At 71.3% G+C, this 22,643-nt stretch carries 24 protein-coding genes; 15 read left to right on the forward strand and 9 right to left on the reverse strand.

All coding sequences use genetic code 11. The features are described 5' to 3' along the window. Nucleotides 1-19 precede the first annotated feature (19 nt). Complete coding sequence (locus ACFYZ3_RS00585) at nt 20-1,090, reverse strand: M4 family metallopeptidase (RefSeq protein WP_388512865.1); 1,071 nt, start codon at nt 1,088-1,090, stop codon at nt 20-22. 352 nt (nt 1,091-1,442) lie between these two features. On the opposite strand from ACFYZ3_RS00585, the gene leuA reads away from it, so the two are divergent. Beyond that, nucleotides 1,443-3,164, forward strand: a complete 1,722-nt coding sequence (gene leuA, locus ACFYZ3_RS00590; protein WP_388512867.1) for a 2-isopropylmalate synthase — start codon at nt 1,443-1,445, stop codon at nt 3,162-3,164. Nucleotides 3,165-3,348: 184 nt separating this feature from the next. Further along, complete coding sequence (locus ACFYZ3_RS00595) at nt 3,349-4,044, forward strand: TerB family tellurite resistance protein (RefSeq protein WP_388512869.1); 696 nt, start codon at nt 3,349-3,351, stop codon at nt 4,042-4,044. Here ACFYZ3_RS00595 and ACFYZ3_RS00600 read toward each other — a convergent pair. Further along, nucleotides 4,041-4,586 carry an N-acetyltransferase gene (locus tag ACFYZ3_RS00600; protein ID WP_361000659.1) on the reverse strand — a complete coding sequence of 182 codons (546 nt, stop codon included), beginning with the start codon at nt 4,584-4,586 and terminating at the stop codon, nt 4,041-4,043. The genes ACFYZ3_RS00595 and ACFYZ3_RS00600 overlap by 4 nt on opposite strands. Nucleotides 4,587-4,834: 248 nt before the next feature. Between ACFYZ3_RS00600 and ACFYZ3_RS00605 the strand changes: the two genes are divergently transcribed. The 9 genes from ACFYZ3_RS00605 to ACFYZ3_RS00645 all read left to right on the forward strand — a co-directional run bounded on the left by ACFYZ3_RS00605 (nt 4,835) and on the right by ACFYZ3_RS00645 (nt 15,868). Then, the gene (locus ACFYZ3_RS00605; RefSeq protein ID WP_388512872.1) at nt 4,835-5,608 is read left to right on the forward strand and encodes an SCO2525 family SAM-dependent methyltransferase; all 774 of its coding nucleotides are present in this window, start codon (nt 4,835-4,837) and stop codon (nt 5,606-5,608) included. A gap of 83 nt (nt 5,609-5,691) precedes the next feature. Beyond that, nucleotides 5,692-7,536: an SCO2524 family protein gene (locus ACFYZ3_RS00610; protein ID WP_388512874.1), complete on the forward strand. Its 1,845-nt coding sequence runs from the start codon at nt 5,692-5,694 to the stop codon at nt 7,534-7,536. Between the two features lie 2 nt (nt 7,537-7,538). Continuing rightward, a complete protein-coding gene (locus ACFYZ3_RS00615; RefSeq protein ID WP_388513954.1) occupies nt 7,539-8,456 on the forward strand; it encodes an SCO2523 family variant P-loop protein in 918 nt (305 codons plus the stop codon). Next, entirely contained in the window at nt 8,453-9,418 is a 966-nt protein-coding gene (locus ACFYZ3_RS00620; protein WP_388512876.1) for an SCO2522 family protein, read from the forward strand. Before ACFYZ3_RS00615 ends, ACFYZ3_RS00620 begins: the two co-directional genes overlap by 4 nt. Before the next feature lies 1 nt (nt 9,419). Beyond that, nucleotides 9,420-10,400 (forward strand): SCO2521 family protein, encoded by a 981-nt coding sequence (locus ACFYZ3_RS00625; protein WP_115742017.1) that lies wholly within the window; start codon nt 9,420-9,422, stop codon nt 10,398-10,400. A 98-nt stretch (nt 10,401-10,498) separates the two neighbouring features. Further along, nucleotides 10,499-11,632, forward strand: coding sequence for a hypothetical protein (locus ACFYZ3_RS00630; protein ID WP_388512878.1), 1,134 nt, complete (start codon nt 10,499-10,501; stop codon nt 11,630-11,632). A gap of 147 nt (nt 11,633-11,779) precedes the next feature. Continuing rightward, complete coding sequence (locus ACFYZ3_RS00635; protein WP_388512881.1) at nt 11,780-13,858, forward strand: MMPL family transporter; 2,079 nt, start codon at nt 11,780-11,782, stop codon at nt 13,856-13,858. Nucleotides 13,859-13,925: 67 nt separating this feature from the next. Then, nucleotides 13,926-15,194 (forward strand): sensor histidine kinase, encoded by a 1,269-nt coding sequence (locus tag ACFYZ3_RS00640; protein WP_388512882.1) that lies wholly within the window; start codon nt 13,926-13,928, stop codon nt 15,192-15,194. Further along, nucleotides 15,191-15,868: a response regulator gene (locus tag ACFYZ3_RS00645; protein WP_388512884.1), complete on the forward strand. Its 678-nt coding sequence runs from the start codon at nt 15,191-15,193 to the stop codon at nt 15,866-15,868. The genes ACFYZ3_RS00640 and ACFYZ3_RS00645 overlap by 4 nt, the downstream gene beginning before the upstream one ends. Nucleotides 15,869-15,922: 54 nt before the next feature. On the opposite strand, the gene ACFYZ3_RS00650 is transcribed toward ACFYZ3_RS00645, so the two are convergent. The 4 genes from ACFYZ3_RS00650 to ACFYZ3_RS00665 all read right to left on the reverse strand — a co-directional run bounded on the left by ACFYZ3_RS00650 (nt 15,923) and on the right by ACFYZ3_RS00665 (nt 18,193). Then, a complete protein-coding gene (locus ACFYZ3_RS00650) occupies nt 15,923-16,465 on the reverse strand; it encodes a hypothetical protein (protein ID WP_388512886.1) in 543 nt (180 codons plus the stop codon). A 104-nt stretch (nt 16,466-16,569) separates the two neighbouring features. After that, nucleotides 16,570-17,055, reverse strand: a complete 486-nt coding sequence (locus tag ACFYZ3_RS00655) for a cupin domain-containing protein (protein WP_388512887.1) — start codon at nt 17,053-17,055, stop codon at nt 16,570-16,572. Between the two features lie 98 nt (nt 17,056-17,153). Beyond that, the gene (locus tag ACFYZ3_RS00660) at nt 17,154-17,378 is read right to left on the reverse strand and encodes a DUF397 domain-containing protein (protein ID WP_388512889.1); all 225 of its coding nucleotides are present in this window, start codon (nt 17,376-17,378) and stop codon (nt 17,154-17,156) included. Next, a complete protein-coding gene (locus ACFYZ3_RS00665) occupies nt 17,360-18,193 on the reverse strand; it encodes a Scr1 family TA system antitoxin-like transcriptional regulator (RefSeq protein WP_388513955.1) in 834 nt (277 codons plus the stop codon). The genes ACFYZ3_RS00660 and ACFYZ3_RS00665 overlap by 19 nt, the downstream gene beginning before the upstream one ends. A gap of 114 nt (nt 18,194-18,307) precedes the next feature. Here ACFYZ3_RS00665 and ACFYZ3_RS00670 point away from each other — a divergent pair, with 114 nt between their 5' ends. Genes ACFYZ3_RS00670 through ACFYZ3_RS00685 form a run of 4 tightly spaced genes read left to right on the forward strand, consistent with a single transcriptional unit; the run spans nt 18,308 to nt 20,347 of the window. Further along, nucleotides 18,308-18,514, forward strand: coding sequence for a hypothetical protein (locus ACFYZ3_RS00670; RefSeq protein WP_361000689.1), 207 nt, complete (start codon nt 18,308-18,310; stop codon nt 18,512-18,514). Further along, nucleotides 18,511-18,732, forward strand: a complete 222-nt coding sequence (locus tag ACFYZ3_RS00675) for a hypothetical protein (RefSeq protein ID WP_356860651.1) — start codon at nt 18,511-18,513, stop codon at nt 18,730-18,732. Before ACFYZ3_RS00670 ends, ACFYZ3_RS00675 begins: the two co-directional genes overlap by 4 nt. Before the next feature lie 22 nt (nt 18,733-18,754). Then, nucleotides 18,755-19,501 carry a DNA repair protein RecO gene (gene recO, locus ACFYZ3_RS00680; RefSeq protein WP_388512892.1) on the forward strand — a complete coding sequence of 249 codons (747 nt, stop codon included), beginning with the start codon at nt 18,755-18,757 and terminating at the stop codon, nt 19,499-19,501. Nucleotides 19,502-19,513: 12 nt separating this feature from the next. Further along, on the forward strand, nt 19,514-20,347 hold the full coding sequence (locus ACFYZ3_RS00685; protein WP_388512894.1) for an isoprenyl transferase: 834 nt from the start codon (nt 19,514-19,516) through the stop codon (nt 20,345-20,347). A gap of 96 nt (nt 20,348-20,443) precedes the next feature. Here the strand turns inward: ACFYZ3_RS00685 and ACFYZ3_RS00690 are convergent, their stop codons facing one another. From ACFYZ3_RS00690 to ACFYZ3_RS00700, 3 genes are all read right to left on the reverse strand, one after another. After that, nucleotides 20,444-20,863: a Fur family transcriptional regulator gene (locus ACFYZ3_RS00690; RefSeq protein ID WP_087809450.1), complete on the reverse strand. Its 420-nt coding sequence runs from the start codon at nt 20,861-20,863 to the stop codon at nt 20,444-20,446. Between the two features lie 62 nt (nt 20,864-20,925). After that, nucleotides 20,926-21,828: a metal ABC transporter permease gene (locus ACFYZ3_RS00695; protein ID WP_373901656.1), complete on the reverse strand. Its 903-nt coding sequence runs from the start codon at nt 21,826-21,828 to the stop codon at nt 20,926-20,928. A 13-nt stretch (nt 21,829-21,841) separates the two neighbouring features. After that, nucleotides 21,842-22,612, reverse strand: a complete 771-nt coding sequence (locus ACFYZ3_RS00700) for a metal ABC transporter ATP-binding protein (protein WP_388512897.1) — start codon at nt 22,610-22,612, stop codon at nt 21,842-21,844. Nucleotides 22,613-22,643 lie beyond the last annotated feature (31 nt).

Raw genomic sequence — 22,643 nt, forward strand, 5'->3', positions numbered from 1 at the left:
ACCCGTGTCTAGTACGGAACTACAGCGTCCGCACCCCGACCTGCTCCCAGGCCTTGCCGACCGCCTCCAGCTCGTCCCCGTCGCCGTAGCGCTCCCGGGCGGCCTTCACCGTCAGCGTCGCGAAGTCCGCGAACAGCGCGTCCTGGGCCAGCTCGCCGCCGGTCAGCACGTCGTACCAGAGCTGCCCGGCCCGCTCCCAGGCGTGCCCGCCGAGCGCGGTGGCGAGCAGGTAGAAGGCGTGGTTGGGGATGCCGGAGTTGATGTGCACGCCGCCGTTGTCGCGGCCGGTGCGCACGAAGTCGTCCATCGTCGCGGGCTGCGGGTCCTTGCCGAGCACGTCGTCGTCGTAGGCCGTGCCCGGCGCCTTCATGGAGCGCAGCGCCTCGCCCGTCACCCGCGGGGCGAGCAGCCCGGCGCCGATCAGCCAGTCGGCCTCGGTGGCGGTCTGGCCCTGCGCGTACTGCTTGATGAGGGAGCCGAAGACGTCGGAGACCGACTCGTTGAGGGCGCCGGGCTGGCCGTAGTAGGTCAGGTTGGCGGTGTGCTGGGTGACGCCGTGGGTCAGCTCGTGGCCGATCACGTCCAGGGCGATGGTGAAGTCGAGGAAGATCTCCCCGTCCCCGTCGCCGAAGACCATCTGCTCGCCGTTCCAGAAGGCGTTGTTGTACTCGCGGTCGTAGTGCACGGTCGCGTCCAGCGGCAGGCCCGCGCCGTCGATGGAGTCGCGCCGGTAGACCTTGAGGTAGTGCTCGAAGGTGGCGCCGAGGCCCGCGTAGGCGCGGTTCACGGTGGCGTCCTGGCCGGGCTCCTCGCCCTCGGCGCGCACCTCGCTGCCCGGCAGGTCGGTGCCGTGCCGGGCGTCGTAGATCGTGCGCTGCGGCTTCCCGGGCTCCGCGTCCGCGCGCGGGGCCACGGAGGGGGCGCCGACGACCGTGGTCAGGCCGCGGCGGGTGCGTTCGACGGCGTCGCGCTGGATGGTGCGGCGCGCGGGCCCGGCGAGCACGGGGTCCGTGTTGCGGGCGAGCCGGTCGAGGACGTGGGGCGGGACGATTGTGCAGAAGACGGGCTGGAAGCCCCCGTGTGTCGTCATGTCCGGCACTCTCGCACTGAGTGACCGCACTGTCACTACCCGCAACCTCGATCGGTGCACAGCGGCGGGAAGGGGCCCCCGTGGCCCGGCCGAAAGTGGTATACGGCACTTTTTGTCCCCTTTCTCACCTCGGTCCCGCATACTGATACGCACCCGCGTGACCCGCGTGACTCGGCTATGGTGCTGGGCATCATGCGATTCGGGCTGCTTCTCCTTAGCTGCCGCGGCGAGGGCCTGTAGAGGCCGACTCCCTCCCCGCGGAGCTTGGTGGTGCCGTCGGCCGTCCTTCCGGACACGCGGACGACGCGGACACCGCCGAGATCCGCGGACATCACGAGGAGCCCACGCCATCATGGCCAACCGCCAGCAGCCCAGCCCCATGCCGACCGCCAAGTACCGCGGCTACGACCAGGTCGACATCGCTGACCGCACCTGGCCGAACCAGCGGATCACCACCGCTCCCCGCTGGCTCTCCACCGATCTGCGCGACGGCAACCAGGCCCTGATCGACCCCATGTCGCCGGTCCGCAAGCGCGCCATGTTCGACCTGCTGGTCAAGATGGGCTACAAGGAGATCGAGGTCGGCTTCCCGGCCTCCGGCCAGACCGACTTCGACTTCGTACGGTCCATCATCGAGGACCCGCAGGCCATCCCGGACGACGTCACCATCTCCGTACTGACCCAGGCCCGCGAGGACCTGATCGAGCGCACGGTGGAGTCCCTGAAGGGTGCCAGGCGGGCCACCGTCCACCTGTACAACGCGACCGCCCCCGTCTTCCGCCGGGTCGTCTTCCGGGGCTCGAAGGACGACATCAAGCAGATCGCGGTCGACGGCACCCGCCTGGTCATGGAGTACGCCGAGAAACTGCTGGGCCCCGAGACGGAGTTCGGCTACCAGTACAGCCCCGAGATCTTCACCGACACCGAGCTGGACTTCGCCCTGGAGGTCTGCGAGGCGGTGATGGACACCTACCAGCCCGGACCCGGCCGCGAGATCATCCTCAACCTGCCCGCCACGGTGGAGCGTTCCACGCCGTCCACGCACGCCGACCGCTTCGAGTGGATGGGCCGCAACCTGTCCCGCCGCGAGCACGTCTGCCTGTCCGTCCACCCGCACAACGACCGCGGTACGGCCGTGGCGGCGGCCGAGCTGGCGCTGATGGCCGGCGCCGACCGCATCGAGGGCTGCCTGTTCGGGCAGGGCGAGCGCACCGGCAACGTCGACCTGGTCACCCTGGGCATGAACCTGTTCTCCCAGGGCGTCGACCCGCAGATCGACTTCTCCGACATCGACGAGATCCGTCGCACGTGGGAGTACTGCAACCAGATGGAGGTCCACCCGCGCCACCCGTACGTGGGCGACCTGGTCTACACGTCCTTCTCCGGCTCCCACCAGGACGCCATCAAGAAGGGCTTCGACGCCATGGAGGCCGACGCGGCCGCCAAGGGCGTCACCGTCGACGACATCGAGTGGGCGGTCCCCTACCTGCCCATCGACCCCAAGGACGTCGGCCGCTCCTACGAGGCCGTCATCCGCGTCAACTCGCAGTCCGGCAAGGGCGGCATCGCCTACGTCCTGAAGAACGACCACAGCCTGGACCTGCCGCGCCGGATGCAGATCGAGTTCTCGAAGCTCATCCAGGCCAAGACCGACGCCGAGGGCGGCGAGATCACCCCGACCGCCATCTGGGACGTCTTCCAGGACGAGTACCTGCCCAACCCGGACAACCCCTGGGGCCGCATCCAGGTGGCCAACGGGCAGACCACGACCGACCGCGACGGCGTCGACACCCTCACCGTGGACGCCACGGTCGACGGTGCGGAGACCACCCTGGTCGGCACCGGCAACGGGCCGATCTCGGCGTTCTTCCACGCGCTGCAGGGCGTCGGCATCGACGTACGGCTGCTGGACTACCAGGAGCACACGATGAGCGAGGGCGCCTCCGCGCAGGCCGCCTCCTACATCGAGTGCGCGATCGGCGACAAGGTGCTGTGGGGCATCGGAATCGACGCGAACACCACGCGCGCCTCGCTGAAGGCGATCGTCTCCGCCGTCAACCGCGCGGCTCGCTGACCAGCCGAATCGGTGGTTTGGGGTCCCGCTCGCCGGAAAACGGTGGGCGGGACCCCGTCATATACCGGCCATATATCTGTGATGGTCACGGAAAGGTCTCGTCCTGGGTACTGACTCCACGTCGGTGATGTGGCTAACATCACGCCAGCGCGACGATGCTGTCGCGCCGTTATGGAGGTGCGACGTGCTGCCTGGACGGGGACGAAACAGCCGAGCTGCCCGGCTGCCACGCATCCTGGGCACCCGCACCGCGTGGACGCCCGTCGGCGACGGCGAGTTCTTCTGCCCCGGCTGCGGCGGCGACCGCAACTACGCGCGGCTCACCGGCCGCCGCCGCTTCACCCTGCTGGGCGTGCCCGTGCTGCCCCGCGGCGAGTCCGCGCCGACCGTCGAGTGCGCGGCCTGCCGCCGGCACTACGGCACCGACGTCCTCGACCACCCGACCACCACCCGCTTCTCCGCGATGCTCCGCGACGCCGTGCACACCGTCGCCCTCGCGGTCCTGACCGCGGGCGGCACCTGCTCCCGCACCTCGCTGGAGACCGCGACCGTCGCGGTGCGCGCGGCCGGCTTCGAGGACTGCACCGAGGAGCAGCTGGACGCGCTCGTCGAGGCGCTGGAGGCGGACACCGGCCGGGTCCGCGGCGAACCCTGCGTGCCGGGCCTGGCGATAGAACTGCACGAGGCGCTGGACCCGCTGGCCCCGCACCTCGCCGCCGTGGGCCGCGAGTCGATCCTGCTCCAGGGTGCCCGCATCGCCCTGGCGGACGGTCCCTACACCCCCGCCGAGCGCGACGCCCTGGCCACCGTGGGCGCGGCCCTGACCCTCTGCTCCGACGACGTGGCCCGGCTCCTGGACTCGGCGGGCACGCCCTCCTAGCCGGGCGCGAGATCCAGCCGCATGATCTGGCGGTGCACGCCCGGGCCGAAGTAGTCAGGACGCAGGCCGCCGTCGGGCTCCTCTGGGCGGAAGCCCAGTGAACGGTAGAGGAAGATGGCGGCGAGGTTGGCGGGCTCCACCGTGAGGCGGACGACCTGTATGCCGTCCCGGCGCAACCGGCCGAGGGCCTCCCGCATCAGCTCCCGGCCCAGCCCGTGGCGGCGCCGGTCCGGGGTCACGCACAGCCCGAGTATCCAGCTGTCCGCACCCAGCGTCCGGGTGGCGGCCAGCACGTAGCCGCGCAGCCGGCCCGTGCCGTCGTCGAGGACCAGGAAGTGCTCCTCGTACATGTCGAAGAGCTGGCGCAGCAGGAACCCGGGATAGGCGAAGTCCTGGAAGACCTCCTCGTCCAGCCGCCGCAGTTCCGGCAGGTCGGACTCCCGTGCCGTGCGCAGGTCCAGTGGCAGGTCGTCCGGTGGCAGTCCGGGCCGGGTGAGCGGGTCGTGGTGGTCGAGGGAACGTTCCAGCGGTTCGGCGGTCATGCAACCCCCTGGTCTGCGTCAACTCTTGGGCATCCGCGCCGCACACGGACGAGTGAAGGACTCATGTGGCGGCCAGTGTCTGCTTCTGGCTAGAGTGAGCGTCCAACTTCCCTCATGCAAGGGCGAGTTCGGGTGTGCGACCATGCGCCCGACGTGCGCCGGGCGGATGAGGATGGCGTATTCCCGTACTGGTCCGTAGTTGCCGTGTCACTTACCGTGAACAGTACTGGGGATTTGTCCAAATTCGAATGGAACGTGGCAGGGTGACTATGGATCGCAACGCCGACGCGCCTTGGTCGAAGTTCGATCCAGAGGTGTACGTGGACAACAACTACCGGACACCGCTCGAAGTCGATCTGCTGATCGTCCGGTTGATGCGCGACTACTTCACCCGCTGCTTCGAGGGAGCCCCGCCGCGCTCCGCACGCGGCATCGACGTCGGCGCGGGCGCGAACCTGTATCCCGCCCTGTCCATGCTGCCCTGGTGCGAGAAGCTGCTCCTGCTGGAGTACGCGCGCCCGAACGTCGAATACCTGGAGAAGCAGGTCGCCCCGGCCGGATACGACATCGCCTGGGACCCCTTCTGGGACGTGCTGCGCGAGGCCCCCGCCTACGCCGCCGTCGAACCGAGACCGCTGGTCGCCGACATCGTCCGGGTCGAGCGCGGCAACCTGTTCGACCTGGAGGGCGGGGACCGGCGCTGGTCGCTGGGGACCATGTTCTTCGTCGCCGACTCCATGTCCGAGGCGCCCGAGGAGTTCCACCGCGGCGTGCGCTGCTTCATGAACGCGCTCGGCGAGGGGGCGCCGTTCGCCGCCGCCTTCATGAAGGAGTCCGTCGGCTACCGCGTCGGCGCCCACGACTACCCGGCCTACCGGGTCAACGAGGAAACGGTCGGGCAGAGCCTGGAGCCGTTCACCGGGGAGCTGGAGATCCACGATCTGCACCACTCGGTGCGGCCGGGGCACGAGGGAATGCTCCTCGCCCTGGGACGGCGCAATTCAGCGATTGCCGCCCCGTAGGAACGGGGACATGCTCAACGGGGACCATCGCAACGGGGACGTGCCGAACACAGGGCAACGAGGTCTGTACGAGGGGTGCGGGGATGCAGATCAAGCCACGGCAGCACCTGCTGGACATCTGGCAGGCCATGGCCCGTCATTCGTTCGACGACGGGAAGCTGGTCCGGGGGGACACCGACGGACTGAGCAGCGTCGCGGACGCCGAGCGCCTGCTGTGCCTGCTGTATCCGGCCACCGAGGTACCCGCCTTCCGGCTCGACCAGCCGGACACCACCGAACGTGACGTCCTGCGCGCCCTCGACCGGGTCGGCAGCCGGCTGGAGATCCCGCCCAACCTGATCGCCGCGCTGACCCAGTTCATGCGCACCCACACCGGCACGGACGACAGCCCCACCTTCTCCGGCGGCCACTACTTCCGCCCCTCCGAGCCCGGCGGCACGGTCAGCCACGAACAGCGCCAGCTGGGCGTGGTCGACTCCTACTCCATGTCCGTCACGCTCTGCCTGGCCACCCTCGGCTTCCTCAAGGTCTACGAGGGCACCACCACCCGGCCCGAGGTCCTCAAGGCCATCGCCGAACTGCGGGAGGCCACCAACGCCCGGCTGACCTCCGCGATGGTCAGCCTGCTGCGCTCCTTCTCCGTGAACGTCTTCGACGCCGAGTCCGAGCAGGGCAAGCGGCTGATCCAGGTCATCGGCCAGGGCGGGCAGTCCGACCGGATCGTGCTCCAGCAGTTCTCCCGCCGGTTACGCCCGCTGCGCGCCACCATCATCGAGAGCCTCTCCCGGGGCATCCAGGTCGACGAGGGCATCCGCGACGAGAGCCAGCTCTTCGAGTGCGGCTGGGCCTGGGGCATCGTCAAGGACGCCCCGAAGATCACCGACCTGACCGTCGACGTCCCCGGCCAGCCCGACGGCATCGCTGACCGGCTGCCCTACGTGTACTTCACCGTCGTCGCCCTCGACGGCATCCAGGACCTCTTCTCCGACCGCACCCTCACCCTCGGCCTGCTCGACGAGGACCAGCAGAAGCTCGCCGAGATGCTGCGCCTGCGCTGGGAGCTGAGCCAGCAGTACTGGTCCGCGATCGCCCGCTTCGGCGCCGACCGCTGGCCCCTGGAGGACCTGCCCTGGCAGACCACCGGCCTGCGCCTGGAGTCCGAGTACTTCTCCCTGACCGTCGCGGCCATCCTCGTCCACGACCTGGTCCGCCGGAAGGCGACCGACGACGACCTCACCCGCACCGTCGCCATCATGGAGCGCCTCGCGGACCGGGGCCGGGTCACCAGCCGCATGACCAAGAACGACCCGACCCTCCTGCTGCACACCCCCGGCGTCACCATGCCGCTCGCCGGCTCCGAGCGCGCCGGCGGCCAACTCCTGTGGCGGATGACCGACTTCTCCGCCCAGCTCCTCAAGCGCATCATCCAGCTCGCCGAACTCTCCCGGAACATCGGCGCCCAGGACCGCCTGCTCCGCCTCGCCGAGCAGTCCTTCGAACACCTGTGGAAGCGGCGCATCGACGAGGAGGAGGGCGCCGGCCTCTGGGACAACATCCAGGCCGTCTACCCCGACGCCCAGGACGCCGGACTGCGCATGTCCTGGAGCATCACCGAGCGCGTCACCGAATGCCTCGTCGCCGCCCGCATCCTGTACGAGCAGGAACCCATCCGCAGTCCCGAACTCGCCGAGTTCGCCCGGGAGCTGCTCAGCGAGGCCACCCACCTGTTCGGCCGGGAGCAGCTGGAGGCCGCCGCCGCCGCCGACGGGGCCAGAGCCAGGGCCATGCGGAGCATCGAGAGCCGCCTCGACCACGCCCGCAGCCTGGTCGACGAACGTCCCGCGACCGCCTTCGCACTGGCCCTGCCCGTGCTCCAGGAACTCGACACCCTGGCCCAGGCCAGGGGTGCCGCCGCCCAGGAGGTGTGAGCGTGCTGGTCTTCGCCGCCTCCGACAAGGGGGGCACGGGACGCTCGGTGACCAGCGCCAACCTGGCCTACCAGCGCGCCCTCACCGGTGACCACGTGGCCTACGTCGACTTCGACTTCGGCTCACCCACCGCCGCCGCCGTCTTCGACGTGCCCAGCGCCATGCGCGGCACCCAGGAGCGCGGCCTGCACTCCTATCTGGAGGGCGAGACCGCGGAACCGGTCCGCATCGACGTCTGGCGGGAGACCGAGCACCCCCTGCTGCGCGCCCGCCCCAACCAGTCCGGCCGCCTGGTGCTGTTCCCCGGCGACGCGGGCGGCGGCGAGTTCGCCACCGGCGAGGAGGCCCTGGAGCGCTGCGTCGACCTGCTGCTCAAGCTCAACAACGAGTTCGACGTCACCTTCGTCGACCTCAGCGCCGGCCGCAGCTACGCCGTCGACATGGTCCTCGACGCCACCGCCCACCCCCGGATGCGCAACGTCCCCTTCCGCTGGCTGGTCTTCCACCGCTGGACCCGCCAGCACGTGATCGCCGCCTCCGGGCTCGTCCACGCCGAGCACGGCATCATCGGCGGCGGGGTCGAGCGCGGCCACGACGAGGACGCCCTGCGCGCCGCGATCCGCTTCGTGCGGGCCGCCGTCCCCGACCCCGAGTCGCCCCTGTGGTCCCAGGGCTCCACCGCCCAGGCCACCTGGATGCAGGCCTGCGACGAGGCACTGCGCCGGCTCGCCGCCGAACAGCGCATCGGCGACAGCGTCGTCCTCGGCATCGTGCCGCTGGAACCCATCCTCCAGTGGCAGGAGCAGCTCATCACCGAGGAAGACGTCCTCTCCACCCAGATAGCGAACAAGGAGACCCTGGAGGCGCTGGAGGAGATCGCCCGGCGCCTGACGGACGACACCCACTGGGGGCGGCTGTGACGGAGCCCGTGTTCCGCGAGACCGCCGCCGAGCCGCGCACCCAGTCCGTGCCGCTGGCCCACCTCTCCGTGGAGCTGGGCCACCTCTACATGGAGGACTTCGAGGCCGGACCCGAACGGCTGCGCGCGCACTTCGCCGAAGTACGGCCCTGGGTGGAGGCGGCCCGCACCGCCGCCACCGCCCGGGCCGGCGGCAAGCGGGCCCGGATCAGCACCTGCTTCCTCATCGACGACTACTTCACCCGCTTCTCCACCCCCGCCGAGGTCGTCCCCATGCTCCTCGCGGAGGCCGAGCGGGCCGGGCTGAGCGTCGACTACCTGGCCCGCGAGTCCGGCTGCGCCGTCACCGGCAAGGTGCCCGTCGCCGAGGCGGTCGCCGCCCGCATCGTCGAGTCCCCGCCGCCCGGCAGCTACGGCCTGCGCCCGCCCGCCGCGCAGACCGGCTGGCTCGCCAACGGCGAGCGCAGCCCCGTCGCCCGCGCCCCGCAGGCCATGAAACGGGCCGTGGCCTGGCAGCCCCCGCACGAGACCGCGGCCCGTCGCCACTCCGTCTTCCTCGACGTCGAGCTGTGGAGCGACGACGCCGACGGGCAGCGCCTGTGGTCCTGCCCCTTCCTCGCCGCCGTATGGCAGCTCGCCCGCCTCGGACTCCTGCGCAACGAGGGCGAGGCCGTCCTCGCGCCCCAGCCGCACACCGCCACCGGCTTCCCCGACAAGTGGGACGAGCTGCCCACCCTGCTGAAGCTCAACGAGCGCGCGGACCCCTTCGCCGCCTACCGCACCTGCTCCGTCCTGCCCACCCGCTTCCTCCCCGTCGAACACGCCGTCCGCGTGATCCTCGACCAGATCGAGGTCGACCCGGGAGCACTGGCGCAGGTCGCCGACCGCTCCGGGAAGGAACGCATGCCCGTCCCCGACTCGGTCGCCGACCGCATCTCCTACGTGTACTACGCGGGGCCCTGACATGGCGCCGCGGCAGAGCACCCCGCCCGCCGTCCTCGCCTGCGGCGAGATCCGCACCTGCCTGCTGCCCGCCCGGCAGGCCCTCGACATCCGGTCCGCCGCCCAGCTCCTCGGCCTGCGCGCCGACGAACGCGTGCTGCTCTCCGAACGCCCCGGTCTCTACGCGCGTTCCCCCGACACCCTCACCGGCGTCGACTGCCCGCTGCCCAGCGCCAACGGCGCCCGCATCCGCGCCGTCGGCACCGTCACCGCGCACGCCGCGCTCACCGAGGGCCGCGTCCTGCAGACCTCCGCGCACTGCCGCCTGCCCGGCACCGGCCCCGACCAGCGTCGCCCCTGGGGCGAGTACCTGGTGCGGCCCGGCGTCGTCGAACCGCTCGGCAAGCTCCCGCACGAGGCGGTGGCGCAGGGCGTCCTCGGCGGCCCCCGCCACGGCGACCTCGACGTCGGACTCATCGCCGACGGCCTGCTCACCCGGGTGCTGCGCCACCCCCTGCTCGACCAGCGCCCGCCCTTCCGCTCCCGCCCCACCCGGCTGCGCTGGGCGGCGCTTCCCGCGGCCCCGGGCGAGGGCCCCTCGCTGGAACGGTTCACCCTCGCCGAGGACGAACTGCGCACCGTACGCCTGCGCGTGCCCGAGACCGTCACCGGCGCCGAACTCGCCGCGCTCTGCGACGACCTGGCCCTGCACGACTGGCTGCTCACCACCGTCGTCCGGATGCTCGACGGCCTCCGCCTCGGTGCCGGAGCCGCCCACGACGCCGGCGCCGTCGTACGGACCCTGCGTCCGGCCGTCGACCACCTCCTGCACCTGTGGATGCCGGGCGCCCGGGTCGGCCGCGAACTGGCCGCGCTGTGGGACCCGCTGGAGGAACGTCCCGGCTTCACCCGGCAGTGGCAGGCCCTCGTGCAGCGCATCCGCGACCAGCTCACCCTGCACGCCATTCCCGCAGCCCACCGGGAGGTGGAACCGGCTCCCTGACCGAGCCCGCCGTCCGGCACGCGCAGCACCGCACGCCCGTCACCGCACACACATCCCCGCACGATCCGACGCGCATCCCAACGGGGGGAGAGAGCGAGATGAGCACGGCACAGTCACCCCGACCCGACGACACGCCCCGCACGACCAACCCGATCGACCCGAGGGGCGAGTCCCCCTGGACCCGCATGCTGCTGGTCGCCCTGGTCGTCGGCGGCCTCTTCTGGAGCGTCGCGGCCCTCCTGGACCCGGACGACGGCACCGTGCGGCAGTTCGTGGCCGCCGTGCTCTGCGCCGCCGCCGCGCTGGCCGTCCAGTACGTCCTCGGCCTGGCCCCGCGCCCGGCACCGGACCGGCCGGAGGACCACAGCCGGCTGGACGAGCACACCCGCCGGGTGGAGGACGCCCTCGCCGAGAACACCGCCGCCGTACGCGAGGGTCTCAGCCGGTACGACACCGAGCTGAAGTCGGGCCTGACCCGGCACACCGAGGACGTCAAGCAGCTGGTCGAGACGCACGTCACCCAGGTCGACCACGGGCCCGCCGAAGCCGCCCGCGCGCTGGACCCGGTCCGCATCGACAGCGTGCCCGACCTGGCCAAGGGCTTCGCCGACGTCCTGCTGCCCAGCCCTTCCATCCTGCACACCTTCGTCCACCTGGAGATGTCCCGGGTGGTCGGCCACATGGCGGACCTCACCAACCTGAGCGCCGAGTGCCCCGGCGAGAACCACGACTGGATGCTCACCCTCACCAAGGCCGCCGAGCAGTCCATCCTCGCCACCAGCACCTCCGTCGACCGGCAGTTCTGGAACAGCGAGCCCGCCGGGCGCTACCTCGACGCCCAGCAGGCGGCCATCGACGAACAGGGCGTCGCGGTACGCCGCCTGTTCCTGCTGGAGAGCGCCCGCGAACTCGACGACCGGCTGCTGCGGCTGTGCGAGGAGCAGGAACTGCGCCGCATCGACGTCCGCGCGGCGGTCCTGCCGGAACTGCCCCCGCACCTCCAGCGCGGCACCACCAACGACTTCATCCTCTACGACGAGGAGGTGTCGTTCGAGATCGAGCAGGACCTGCGGGACGTCAACGTCCGCACCCGGCTCACCGCGCGCCAGGACTACGTACGGGACCGGCTCAAGCGCTTCAGGGAGCTCTGGGACGCGGGCATGGGCCTGCGCGAACTGGAGGTGCGCGTCGACGACGAGGAGGACGGGAAATGGGTGGTCGACCAGGCATGACCGCCGCCGTACTCCCGGGGGAGTAACGACGGCCCCGCGTCTCCCCGGGCAGTAGCCGAAGGCTCGCCCTCACGCCCGACGCGTCGCCGCCCCGCCGGCGGAAGTCTGGAGACCCACCCAGACATCCACCGGAGGGAGGCCCGTCAGATGGGGGCCACAACGACAGGCGCGGGGCGGCGGCGGGCCGTGCCCTGGCTGGTGCTCGGACTGTGGATCGCCGTGCTGGCGATCGCCTCGCCGTTCGCGGCGAAACTCGGCGACGTGCAGCGCGACCGTGCCGTGGACTACCTGCCGGCGAGCGCCGACTCGACGCAGGTCGCCAAGATCCAGGAGCGGCTGCCGGGCGGCGAGGCCACCGAGATGGTCCTCGTCTACCACCGCGACGCCGGACTGACCGCCGCCGACCGGGCCACCGCCGCCGAGCAACTCGCCCGGATCGCCGCAGCGCACGAACTCACCGGCCGCCCGGCGGGCATCCCGTCCAAGGACGGCACCACCCTCATGTACCCGGTGGCCTCCACCGAGCCCGGCACGGACGAGAAGGCCCGCGACGCGCTCGTCAACGACGTACGGGACATCGCCCGAGGGGGCGACGGGCTCGGCGTCGAGGTCGGCGGCTCCGGAGCACTCGCCACCGACGCCTCCGAGGTCTACAACTCCCTCGACGGCCCGCTGCTCTACACCACCGCCGCGGTGGTCGCCCTCCTCCTGATCCTCATCTACCGAAGCCCCTTCCTCTGGCTGGTCCCGCTCGCCGTCGCCGGACTCGCCGACTACCTCTCCATGGGCGTCGCCTACGGCCTCAACCAGACCTTCGGCACCGCCGTCTCCGGCCAGAGCAGCGGCATCATGACCATCCTCGTCTTCGGCGTGGGCACCGACTACGCGCTGCTGCTGGTCTCCCGCTACCGCGAGGAACTGCGCCGCATCGAGCGGCCGTACGACGCCATGGTCGCCGCCCTGCGCGGCTGCGGCCCCGCCGTACTGGCCTCCTCCGGCACCGTCGCCGCCGGACTCCTGTGCCTGCTCGCCGCCGACCTCAACTCCAGCCGGGGCATGGGTCCCCTCGGCACCGTCGGCGTGCTGTGCGCGCTGGCCGCCATGCTGACCCTGCTGCCCGCGCTCCTCGTCCTGCTCGGCCGCCGCGTCTTCTGGCCGCTGGTGCCCCGTTACGGCAGCACCCCCAAGGCCCGCCGGTCGCTGTTCGCCGCGATGGGCAGCTCCGCCGAACGCCGGCCCCGCACCGTGCTGGTGGGCGGCGCCGTGCTGCTCGGCGCGCTCGCGCTGGGCGCCTTCGCCCTGCCCGGCAACCTCAAGCAGGAGGACTCCTTCACCACCCGCCCCGACGCGATCGCCGCGATGGAGACCCTCGCCGACGCCTACCCGGAGACGGGCACCCGGCCGATCAGTGTCATCAGCCCCACCGACCGCGCCGAGGCCGCGCTCACCGAGATCCGCGCCACCGAGGGCGTCGAGAGCGCCGGGGCGGGCCGTAGCGGCGGCGGCTGGACCGAGCTGACCGTACTGGCCTCCGCGCCGCCCCAGTCGGCCGCCGAGACCGCCACCATCGAGGCCCTGCGCGACCGACTCGACGGCTCCTACGTCGGCGGCCCCAGCGCCGAGCAGATCGACCTGGAGGACACCAACGCCCGGGACACCGCCATCGTCGTCCCGCTCGTGCTCCTGTCGGTCCTGCTGATCCTCACGGTGCTGCTGCGCTCGCTGGTCGCGCCGCTGATCCTGGTCGCCGCCGTCGTCGCCGTGTGGGGCGCGGCCCTCGGCATCGGCGGACTCGTCTTCGATCCCCTCTTCGGCTTCGAGGGCACCGACCCCGGGCTCGGCCTGCTCTCCTTCGTCTTCCTGGTCGCCCTCGGCGTCGACTACGGCATCTTCCTGATGCACCGGATGCGCGAGGAGTCCCTGAACGGTGCCGAACCCACCGAGGCCGCCCTGTCCGCGCTGCGCACCACCGGCGGAGTCATCGCCTCGGCCGGGCTGGTCCTCGCGGCCACCTTCGCCGTGCTCACCAGCATGCCGATGGTGCAGCTGGTCGAGCTGGGCTTCGTCATCGCGGTCGGCGTCCTGCTCGACACCTTCCTCGTCCGCACCTACCTGGTCACCAGCGCGAGCGTCGCCCTGCGCCGCCGGGTGTGGTGGCCGGGGCGGCTGTCCCGGGTGCCCGGCCGGCCCGCACCGGACGACGTACGGGAGCCCGTCGGTGTCTGATGTGCCCGGCGACCGGAGCGTGCCCCTCCCCTCCCGGAGGGGTGCGCCCGTCGCGGAGGATGGACGCGTGCAGGCACCCACCGAGACAAGGCCCCGTCCCCGGGCCGGCGAGCGGATCATGGCGGTCATCAACCGTGATCCCCTCACCGCCCCCCACGGCACCCGCAACGACGCCGTACTGGCCGCGGTGCTCCTCGGCGTCGCCGTCTGCCTGGCGCTGTTCACCGACGAGGGCCGCCGCCCGGACGCCCTCGGCTGGACACTGCTGGTCGCCGCGCACGTCCCGATCGTGTGGCGGCGGCGCCACCCGCTGCTGGTGCTCGCGGCGCTGTTCGCCCTGGTCGGGCCGTACCACGCGATGGAGAACAACCACACCGCGGTGAGCCCCGCCTCCTACGTGGCGCTCTACACGCTGGCCGTCACCAGCCGCCCCCTGCGCACCATCGTGACCGGCACCGTGGTCCTCACCGCGTCCGTGAGCATCATGCTCACCGTCAACACCCACCAGGCCCTCGAACTGATCCGCATCTCGGGGTGGGTCATCGCCATCCTCTTCTGCGGCATCGACGTCCGGTACTACCGCCAGTACGTCGCCGCCATAGTGGAGCGCGCCGAACGCGCCGAACGCACCCGCGAGGAGGAGGCCCGGCGCCGCGTCGCCGAGGAACGCCTGCGCGTCGCCCGGGACCTGCACGACCTGCTGGCGCACAGCATCACCCTCATCGGCGTGCAGACCTCGGTCGCCGCCCACGTCCTGACCGCCGACCCCGAACGCCTGGACCGGGAGGCCGTCGCGAAGGCCCTCGACGACATCGCCGAGACCTGCCGCTCCGCGCGCGGCGAACTGCGCACCACCCTCGAGGTGCTCAGGGCGCAGGACACCACCGGCGTCCCCGACGCCCGCGGCCCGCTGCCCGGCCTGAGCGGGCTGCCCGACCTGGCGGAGAGCGCCCGGCTCGCCGGAGCGGACGTGGAGCTGTCGGTGCGCGCCGACGGCGTCCCGCCCGCGGTCGGGGCCGCCGTCTACCGCATCACGCAGGAGGCGCTGACCAACGCCGTACGGCACGCGGGGCCCGAACCCTCCGTCCGCGTCGAGGTGCACGCCGGACCGGGCGCCCTGCGCCTGTCCGTCACCGACGACGGCATCGGACCCGATCCGGCGGGCACCCCGGGCTTCGGCCTCGTCGGCATGCGCGAGCGGGCCCGCAGCGTGGGTGGCACACTCGACGCCGGACCGCGCCAGGGCGCCGACGGCTTCGAGGTGAGGGCCGTACTGCCGACGCCCGCCACGCCCCTGACGACGACCAAGACGATCACCTCGGAGAGAACCGCATGACGATACGCGTGCTGCTGGCGGACGACCAGAACCTCGTCCGCGCGGCGTTCGCCCTGCTGGTGGCTTCGGCCCCGGACATGGAGGTGGTCGGCGAGGCCGGTACCGGCCGCCAGGCCGTGGAGCTGGCCCGCGCCCAACGGGCCGACCTGGTCGTCATGGACGTACGGATGCCCGACCTGGACGGCATCGAGGCGACCCGGCTGATCGCCGCCGACGAGGACCTCGCCGGGGTCCGCGTGCTGGTCCTCACCACCTACGACACCGACGAGAACATCGTGGAGGCGCTCCGCGCGGGCGCCTCCGGATTCCTGGTGAAGGACACGAAGCCCGCCGAACTCCTGGACGCCATCCGCACGGTGACGGCGGGCGACGCCCTCCTCTCGCCCGGTCCGACGGCCCGCCTGATCGAGCGCTTCCTGCGCAGCCCCTCGGCCCTACACCCGCCCGGGTCCGGCCCCGACTGCCTTTCGGACCGGGAACGCCAGGTCCTCGCCCTGGTGGCCCGGGGCCTCAACAACACGGAGATCGCGGACACCCTGGGCCTGAGCCCGCTCACCGCGAAGACCCACGTCAGCCGCATCATGGGCAAGCTGGGTGCGCGGGACCGGGCCCAACTCGTGATCGTGGCCTACGAGTCGGGCCTGGTGACGCCGGGTGCGGGGCAGTCGCAGTAGACGTCCGGGCCCGGCCGCTGCCCGTCGCCAGGACCGGGAGCCCGCCGTGCGGGACTAGAGCGGGCTCACGTTGCTCTCGAAGTTGAGCCAGGCCAGGGAGGCGATCGTGCTCATCGAGGGGCACAGCTCCCGCAGCTTGGCCGAGTCGGTCTTGGGCGGTGTCGAACCCATGTCGTAGCAACCGAGCTTGCGGACGGTGCTCACCGCCTTCACCACGTGGTCCGCGGACTTCTCGACCTCGGTGTACTCGCCGTCGGGGAAGTCGCGCTCGATGCTCTTGGCCATCGCGGTGGCGAGTTCCCCGGCCGCGGTGAGGTCCTCCCCGCAACCGGGGTCGTCCCAGGCGACGTGGGCGCACATCGGGGAGGTGCTCATGCCGTAGGTGGCGCGGTAGAGCGGCATCAGCTCCGCGGGGGTCGCGGGCTTGGCCGAGGAGGCGGCCGCCGACGGCTGCTCCGACGTGGACGGGGCGGAGGAAGCGGCCCGGGGCGATCGCTGGTCGTCGGCCGCCTTCCCGTGGTCGCCGCCGCAGGCGGACAGCGTCAGGGCCGTCGTCACGGCTGCGGACAGGGCGATGGCGAATCGGCGCGTGATCATGGGGCCACTCAAGCGCCGGACGAGTTGTTCAGACACCCGGCACGCAGGACTGAACAACGGCCCCCGGATCTCCGCTCAGCTGTGCGCGCAGGAGACCACGACCATCAGTCCTCGACGAAGAAGCTGTCGTGCCGGACCTGGAACTCCCGCAGTTCCTCGCCGCCCCGCTGCGCGAACTCGGCGACGCGCTCGAAGTACTCCTCGCGCGGGGCGCCCGGCGAGAAGAGCATCAGCATGGACAGCGGGTCGTCGCTGTCGTTCTTGAAGGCGTGCAGCCCGCCCACGGGGACGTAGAGGAAGTCGCCCTGGCGGCCGGTGACCCAGCGCTCGCCGTTGTAGAGCTCCACCTCTCCCGACAGGACGTAGAAGGACTCGGAGATGCCCCGGTGGAAGTGCGTCCTGGCGCCGGGCGCCTTGGGCCCCATGTCCACCTTGTACAGCCCGAACTCACCGCCGGTGGAGGCGTGGCTCGCGAGGTAGTGGGTGGTCGTGCCGTGGGGAGAGACGATGTCCGGCTGCGTGTCGGCCGGCCTGAAGACAGCGTTGATCTCGCCCTTCTCACCGAGGTAGCGCGGCTCCGGGTACGACATGGTGGGCCTCCTTGACCGTGGCTGGCTCAGACGACTCTGGCCGACCGGAGGCGCCTTGGTCATCGTCCGGGAGATCGACAAGGACGGGGCCGTGAGTCCTAGGCCGGAGTGCCGACCGCCGGGGGAGTGGCCCCCACGGTGCGGACGAACTCCGTCCAGGCCGCCGACCCGATGACGACGACGGGACCGTCGGCCACCTTGCTGTCCCGGACGGGTATGACGCCGGGGACTCCGTCGGTGACTTCGAGGCAGTCCTCGCCGCCGCTTCCTCCGCTGTAGGTGCTCTTGCGCCAGCAAGCGTTGGTCAGGTCGTACCCGCGCATTGTCTGTAGCCCTCCGCCGCCGCCTCGATCATGTCCAGGGACGCCTCCAGTGGCAGAGCCGTGACCCTGAGAAGATCGTAATCCGCGTGCACCCGCTTCACTACTGCCGGATCGTCCAGCAGACTGCCCGACAGCACGCCCTCTGTATAGACGGTCGGCGGAGCGTCCTCGAACTCCATGAGCTTCATCGCCTTGCCCATCTGCGGATGCGCCCCGGCGGAGAACGGCAGGACCTGGGCCAGGATCTTGCGACTGCGCACCAGCTCCGTGACATGCTCCAGTTGCTGGGCCATCACGTCGGAGGAGCCGACCGGGATGCGTAGTACGGCCTCGTGCAGCAGAGCCCAATACACGGGCCGTGTAGCGTCCTTGAGGAGTCGGGTCCGGTCCATACGGAGACCGACCATCTCCTCGATCCACTCGTCCGGCGACAGCGGGTTGCTGGCCAGGTAGAGAGCACGGGCATATCCCGCTGTCTGCAAGAGTCCTGGAACCACTGTGGGCGCCCACTCGCAGATGCTCGTAGCCAGACGTTCCAGTTCCGCAGCGTGCGCAAAGTACTCGGTATACGGCTGATCCTTGATGAGCTTCTTCCACAGCCGTTCGAAGATACCGTCGGTTTGTAGTGTCTCGTCGATCCGCTGGGCCACGTCCAACTGTGGTTTGCGAATTGCCTGTTCGAACTGGCCGATGTAACCCCCGGAGACGAAAACCCGGGCCCCCAGCTCTACTTGGGTGATTCCGGCGTCCTCCCGCCGCCGTTTCAGTTCCGTTCCGAAGAACTCCCACGCGGCTTGCCGTGAACCATTGGCCATAACCAACCCCCATGCGCTGACCCGCACTTGTAGTGCACATCCTCCTGTCGAGTGTAGGCATGTCGCGTCATTCTGGGGACACGAAGAGTGAAACCGTAAAGGGAGGGGAAAGCGGTGGAAGCACGACACTCGGCGCTCTGCGTCGAAGGAGCGGAGGACACGGTGAAAGAATTGCGCGCGGCGCTCGCGGAGGCAGGAATTATTCTGCCCTCACTCGGGCTCGACCCGGTGAGTCTTGCGCGGGAGGCACCCTGCCCGCTCGTCGAATTGGGCCGGTGTTCCGTGGAGACCGCGCAGCGCCTCGCGGCGGTGCTGCGATGACGACGACGCCGCCCGTCGGGGTCTACGCGGTGGACATCCGCAGTGGACGGGTCGGGATCGTCATGGGTCACGAGGGGCCGTACGTGCAGATGCGGCCGTACGGCGGGGGACGGGAGTGGGACGCCGAGCCGGGTGACGTACGCCACGCCACCGCGTCCGAGCGGCTCAGCGCGGCGACGGCGTACACCAATGCCCGGAGCCGGGGCGAGGTGCCTTGAAGGATGCGCGAGAATGGGCGGCATGAGTCTGTTCCGCGACGACGGCATCGTGCTGCGCACCCAGAAGCTGGGTGAGGCGGACCGGATCATCACCTTGCTCACGCGTGGTCACGGGCGGGTACGCGCCGTGGCGCGCGGGGTGCGGCGCACGAAGTCGAAGTTCGGCGCGCGGCTGGAGCCGTTCTCGCACGTGGACGTGCAGTTCTTCTCCAAGGGCAGCGAGCTGGTCGGGCGCGGACTGCCGCTGTGCACGCAGAGCGAGACGATCGCGCCGTACGGTGGCGGGATCGTCACCGACTACGCGCGGTACACCGCGGGGACCGCCATGCTGGAGACGGCCGAGCGGTTCACCGACCACGAGGGCGAGCCGGCGGTGCAGCAGTACCTGCTGCTGGTCGGCGCGCTCAGGACCCTCGCCCGGGGCGAGCACGCGCCGACGCTGGTGCTGGACGCGTTCCTGCTGCGCTCGCTGGCCGTGAACGGGTACGCCCCGACCTTCGGGGACTGCGCGAAGTGCGGCCTGCCCGGTCCGAACCGGTTCTTCTCGGTCGGCTCGGGCGGCTCCGTCTGCGTCGACTGCCGGGTGCCCGGCAGCGTCGTACCCTCGCCGCAGGCCCTGGAACTGCTCGGGGCGCTGCTTGCGGGAGACTGGGGTACGGCGGACGCGGCCGAGCCGCGGTACGTGCGGGAGGGGAGCGGACTGGTCTCCGCCTACCTGCACTGGCACCTTGAGCGGGGACTGCGCTCCCTGCGGTACGTCGAGAAGTAGGAGAGAACCGATATGGCCGTACGCGGGATTCTGGGGCGGCAGCGCCGGGAGTACAGGACGCCGGAGCCGCACCCCTCCGGCGCGCGGCCGCCGAAGCTCGGCGAGCTGGTCCCGGAGCATGTGGCGATCGTCATGGACGGCAACGGGCGCTGGGCCAAGGAGCGCGGGCTGCCGCGCACCGAGGGGCACAAGGTCGGTGCCGAGCAGGTCATGGACGTGCTCCAGGGCGCGATCGAGATGGGCGTCGGGAACATCTCCCTGTACGCCTTCTCCACCGAGAACTGGAAGCGCTCTCCGGAGGAGGTGCGCTTCCTGATGAACTTCAACCGCGACTTCATCCGCAAGTCCCGCGACACCCTCGACGAGCTGGGGGTGCGGGTGCGCTGGGCGGGGCGGATGCCCAAACTGTGGAAGTCGGTGGCCAAGGAGCTCCAGGTCGCCCAGGAGCAGACCAAGGACAACGACCGCCTCACGCTGTACTTCTGCATGAACTACGGCGGCCGGGCCGAGATCGCCGACGCGGCGCAGGCCCTCGCCGAGGACGTGCGGGCCGGGAAGCTCGACCCGTCGAAGGTGAACGAGAAGACGCTCGCGAAGTACCTGTACTACCCGGACATGCCGGACGTGGACGTCTTCCTGCGGCCGAGCGGGGAGCAGCGCACGTCCAACTACCTGCTCTGGCAGAGCGCGTACGCGGAGATGGTCTTCCAGGACGTCCTGTGGCCCGACTTCGACCGGCGGGACCTGTGGCGGGCCTGCCTGGAGTTCGCCTCCCGCGACCGCCGCTTCGGCGGCGCCATCCCCAACGAGGAACTCCTCGCCATGGAGGGCCGCAGCACCCAGTAAGCCGGGTGGGCCAATCCAGCCCGTCCGGCGTTTGAGGACGAGGCCGTTCAGGCCGAAAGAAAGGGGGCCCGGGGCGCAGCCCCGGCCTCCACCCGCTCAACCGCCGGAGGCCACCGCACAGTCGGCGCAGGTGCCGAAGATCTCCACCGTGTGCGCCACGTTGACGTAGCCGTGCTCCGCGGCGATGGCCTCCGCCCACTTCTCCACCGCCGGGCCCTCCACCTCGACCGCCTTGCCGCAGGCGCGGCAGACCAGGTGGTGGTGATGGTCGCCGGTGGAGCAGCGCCGGTAGACGGACTCGCCCTCGGCGGTGCGCAGGACGTCGACCTCGCCGGCGTCGGCGAGGGACTGAAGGGTGCGGTAGACCGTGGTGAGCCCGACCGCGTCGCCCTTGTGCTTGAGCATGTCGTGGAGCTCCTGCGCGCTGCGGAACTCCTCGACCTCCTGAAGGGCGGCCGACACGGCAGCCCGCTGCCGGGTGGCGCGGCCCTTCACGGGCGGTCCAGCGGTGGTCACTGGATTCCTCCTCACGTCTTCGCGGCTTGCCGGGCCATTGTGCCAGCCCGGTTCGCCCGCGGTCAGACGCCGACCTCGTCGGCGGCCCCCCTGGTGGCCGGAATCTTGCACTCCGCCGGATCCGCGGCGGGCTGCGCGGCGGCCAGTGCCCGCGCGCGTCGCCTGGCCAGCGGGGCGGCCAGCACGCTCAGCACGATGAACGCGCCGATGGTGAGCAGCACGATCGTCGCGCCGGGCGGCACGTCCTGGTAGTACGACGTGACCGTGCCGCCGATCGTCACGCTCACGCCGAGCGCGACGGCGATCGCGAAGGTGGCGGCGAAGCTGCGGGTGAGCTGCTGCGCGGCGGCCACCGGGACCACCATCAGCGCGGAGACCAGCAGCAGGCCGACGACGCGCATCGCGACCGTCACCGTGACCGCCGCCGTGACGGCCGTCAGCAGGTTCAGCGCGCGCACCGGCAGGCCGGTGACCCGGGCGAACTCCTCGTCCTGGCTCACGGCGAACAGCTGGCGGCGCAGGCCGACGGTGACGAGGACCACGAAGGCGGCAAGGAGGCAGATCGCGGTCACGTCGGACTCGGAGACCGTCGACAGGGAGCCGAAGAGGTACGAGGTGAGGTTGGCGTTGGAGCCGCCCGGCGCGAGGTTGATGAACATCACGCCGCCCGCCATGCCGCCGTAGAAGAGCATGGCGAGGGCGATGTCGCCGCGGGTCTTGCCGTACCAGCGGATCAGCTCCATCAGGACCGCGCCGAGGACGGAGACCAGGGTCGCCATCCACACCGGGGACCAGGAGAGCAGGAAGCCGAGGCCGACGCCGGTCATCGCCACGTGGCCGATGCCGTCGCCCATGAGGGCCTGGCGGCGCTGGACCAGGTAGATGCCGATGGCCGGGGCGGTGATGCCGACCAGGACGGCGGCCAGCAGCGCCCGCTGCATGAAGGCGTAGTTCAGGATTTCCATGGTCGTCGCCTTCTCAGCTCAGCAGGCCGGTGCGGATCGGTTCGGCGCCCGCGGGTGCGTGCGGGTGGACGTGGTCGTGGCCGGGCAGCGCGTGCTGGCCGACCGCCTCGGGCGGCGGGCCGTCGTGCAGGACGCAGCCGTCGCGGAGCACCACGGCGCGGTCGATCAGCGGCTCCAGCGGGCCCAGCTCGTGCAGGACGAGGAGGACGGTCGCCCCGGCCGCGACCTGTGCCCGCAGGGTCTCCGCCAGGACCTCCTGGCTGGCCAGGTCGACGCCGGCCATCGGCTCGTCCATGATCAGCAGCTCGGGCTCGGCGGCGAGCGCGCGGGCGATCAGCACGCGCTGGTGCTGGCCGCCGGAGAGGGCGTTCACCGAGTCCTTGGCGCGGTCGGCCATGCCGACCAGGCCGAGGGCGCGGCGTACGGCCTCGTGGTCGGCCTTGCGCAGGACGCCGAAGCGGGCCCGGGAGAGCCGCCCCGAGGAGACCACCTCGGTCACCGTGGCGGGGACGCCGCCCGCGGCCGTGGTGCGCTGCGGGACGTAGCCCACGCGCGCCCAGTCGCGGAAGCGGCGCCTGGGGGTGCCGAACAGCTCGATCTCGCCCGCCGTCACCGGCACCTGGCCGATGATCGTGCGCACGGCCGTGGACTTGCCCGAGCCGTTGGCGCCGAGCAGCGCGACCACCTGGCCGCGCCGCACGGTGAGGTCGATGCCGCGCAGGACGGGGCGTGAGCCCAGCTCGGCGCGGACGCCACGCAGGGATATGACGGACTCGTCGCTCACGATGTCCTCCGTAACGATCGAACGGGCCGGG

Origin of the sequence: Streptomyces sp. NPDC001599, assembly GCF_042893535.1 — a bacterium.
GTDB lineage: Bacteria > Actinomycetota > Actinomycetes > Streptomycetales > Streptomycetaceae > Streptomyces.

Coding starts and splice junctions, on each gene's coding strand:
- ACFYZ3_RS00665 (WP_388513955.1), bottom strand. CDS start 18,193: ATGGCCAATGGTTCACGGCAAGCCGCGTGGGAGTTCTTCGGAACGGAA.
- ACFYZ3_RS00605 (WP_388512872.1), top strand. CDS start 4,835: ATGGAACGTGGCAGGGTGACTATGGATCGCAACGCCGACGCGCCTTGG.
- ACFYZ3_RS00695 (WP_373901656.1), bottom strand. CDS start 21,828: ATGGAAATCCTGAACTACGCCTTCATGCAGCGGGCGCTGCTGGCCGCC.
- ACFYZ3_RS00600 (WP_361000659.1), bottom strand. CDS start 4,586: ATGACCGCCGAACCGCTGGAACGTTCCCTCGACCACCACGACCCGCTC.
- ACFYZ3_RS00635 (WP_388512881.1), top strand. CDS start 11,780: ATGGGGGCCACAACGACAGGCGCGGGGCGGCGGCGGGCCGTGCCCTGG.
- ACFYZ3_RS00645 (WP_388512884.1), top strand. CDS start 15,191: ATGACGATACGCGTGCTGCTGGCGGACGACCAGAACCTCGTCCGCGCG.
- ACFYZ3_RS00660 (WP_388512889.1), bottom strand. CDS start 17,378: ATGCGCGGGTACGACCTGACCAACGCTTGCTGGCGCAAGAGCACCTAC.
- leuA (WP_388512867.1), top strand. CDS start 1,443: ATGGCCAACCGCCAGCAGCCCAGCCCCATGCCGACCGCCAAGTACCGC.
- ACFYZ3_RS00610 (WP_388512874.1), top strand. CDS start 5,692: ATGCAGATCAAGCCACGGCAGCACCTGCTGGACATCTGGCAGGCCATG.
- ACFYZ3_RS00630 (WP_388512878.1), top strand. CDS start 10,499: ATGAGCACGGCACAGTCACCCCGACCCGACGACACGCCCCGCACGACC.
- ACFYZ3_RS00685 (WP_388512894.1), top strand. CDS start 19,514: ATGGCCGTACGCGGGATTCTGGGGCGGCAGCGCCGGGAGTACAGGACG.
- ACFYZ3_RS00650 (WP_388512886.1), bottom strand. CDS start 16,465: ATGATCACGCGCCGATTCGCCATCGCCCTGTCCGCAGCCGTGACGACG.
- ACFYZ3_RS00625 (WP_115742017.1), top strand. CDS start 9,420: ATGGCGCCGCGGCAGAGCACCCCGCCCGCCGTCCTCGCCTGCGGCGAG.
- ACFYZ3_RS00675 (WP_356860651.1), top strand. CDS start 18,511: ATGACGACGACGCCGCCCGTCGGGGTCTACGCGGTGGACATCCGCAGT.
- ACFYZ3_RS00655 (WP_388512887.1), bottom strand. CDS start 17,055: ATGTCGTACCCGGAGCCGCGCTACCTCGGTGAGAAGGGCGAGATCAAC.
- recO (WP_388512892.1), top strand. CDS start 18,755: ATGAGTCTGTTCCGCGACGACGGCATCGTGCTGCGCACCCAGAAGCTG.
- ACFYZ3_RS00585 (WP_388512865.1), bottom strand. CDS start 1,090: ATGACGACACACGGGGGCTTCCAGCCCGTCTTCTGCACAATCGTCCCG.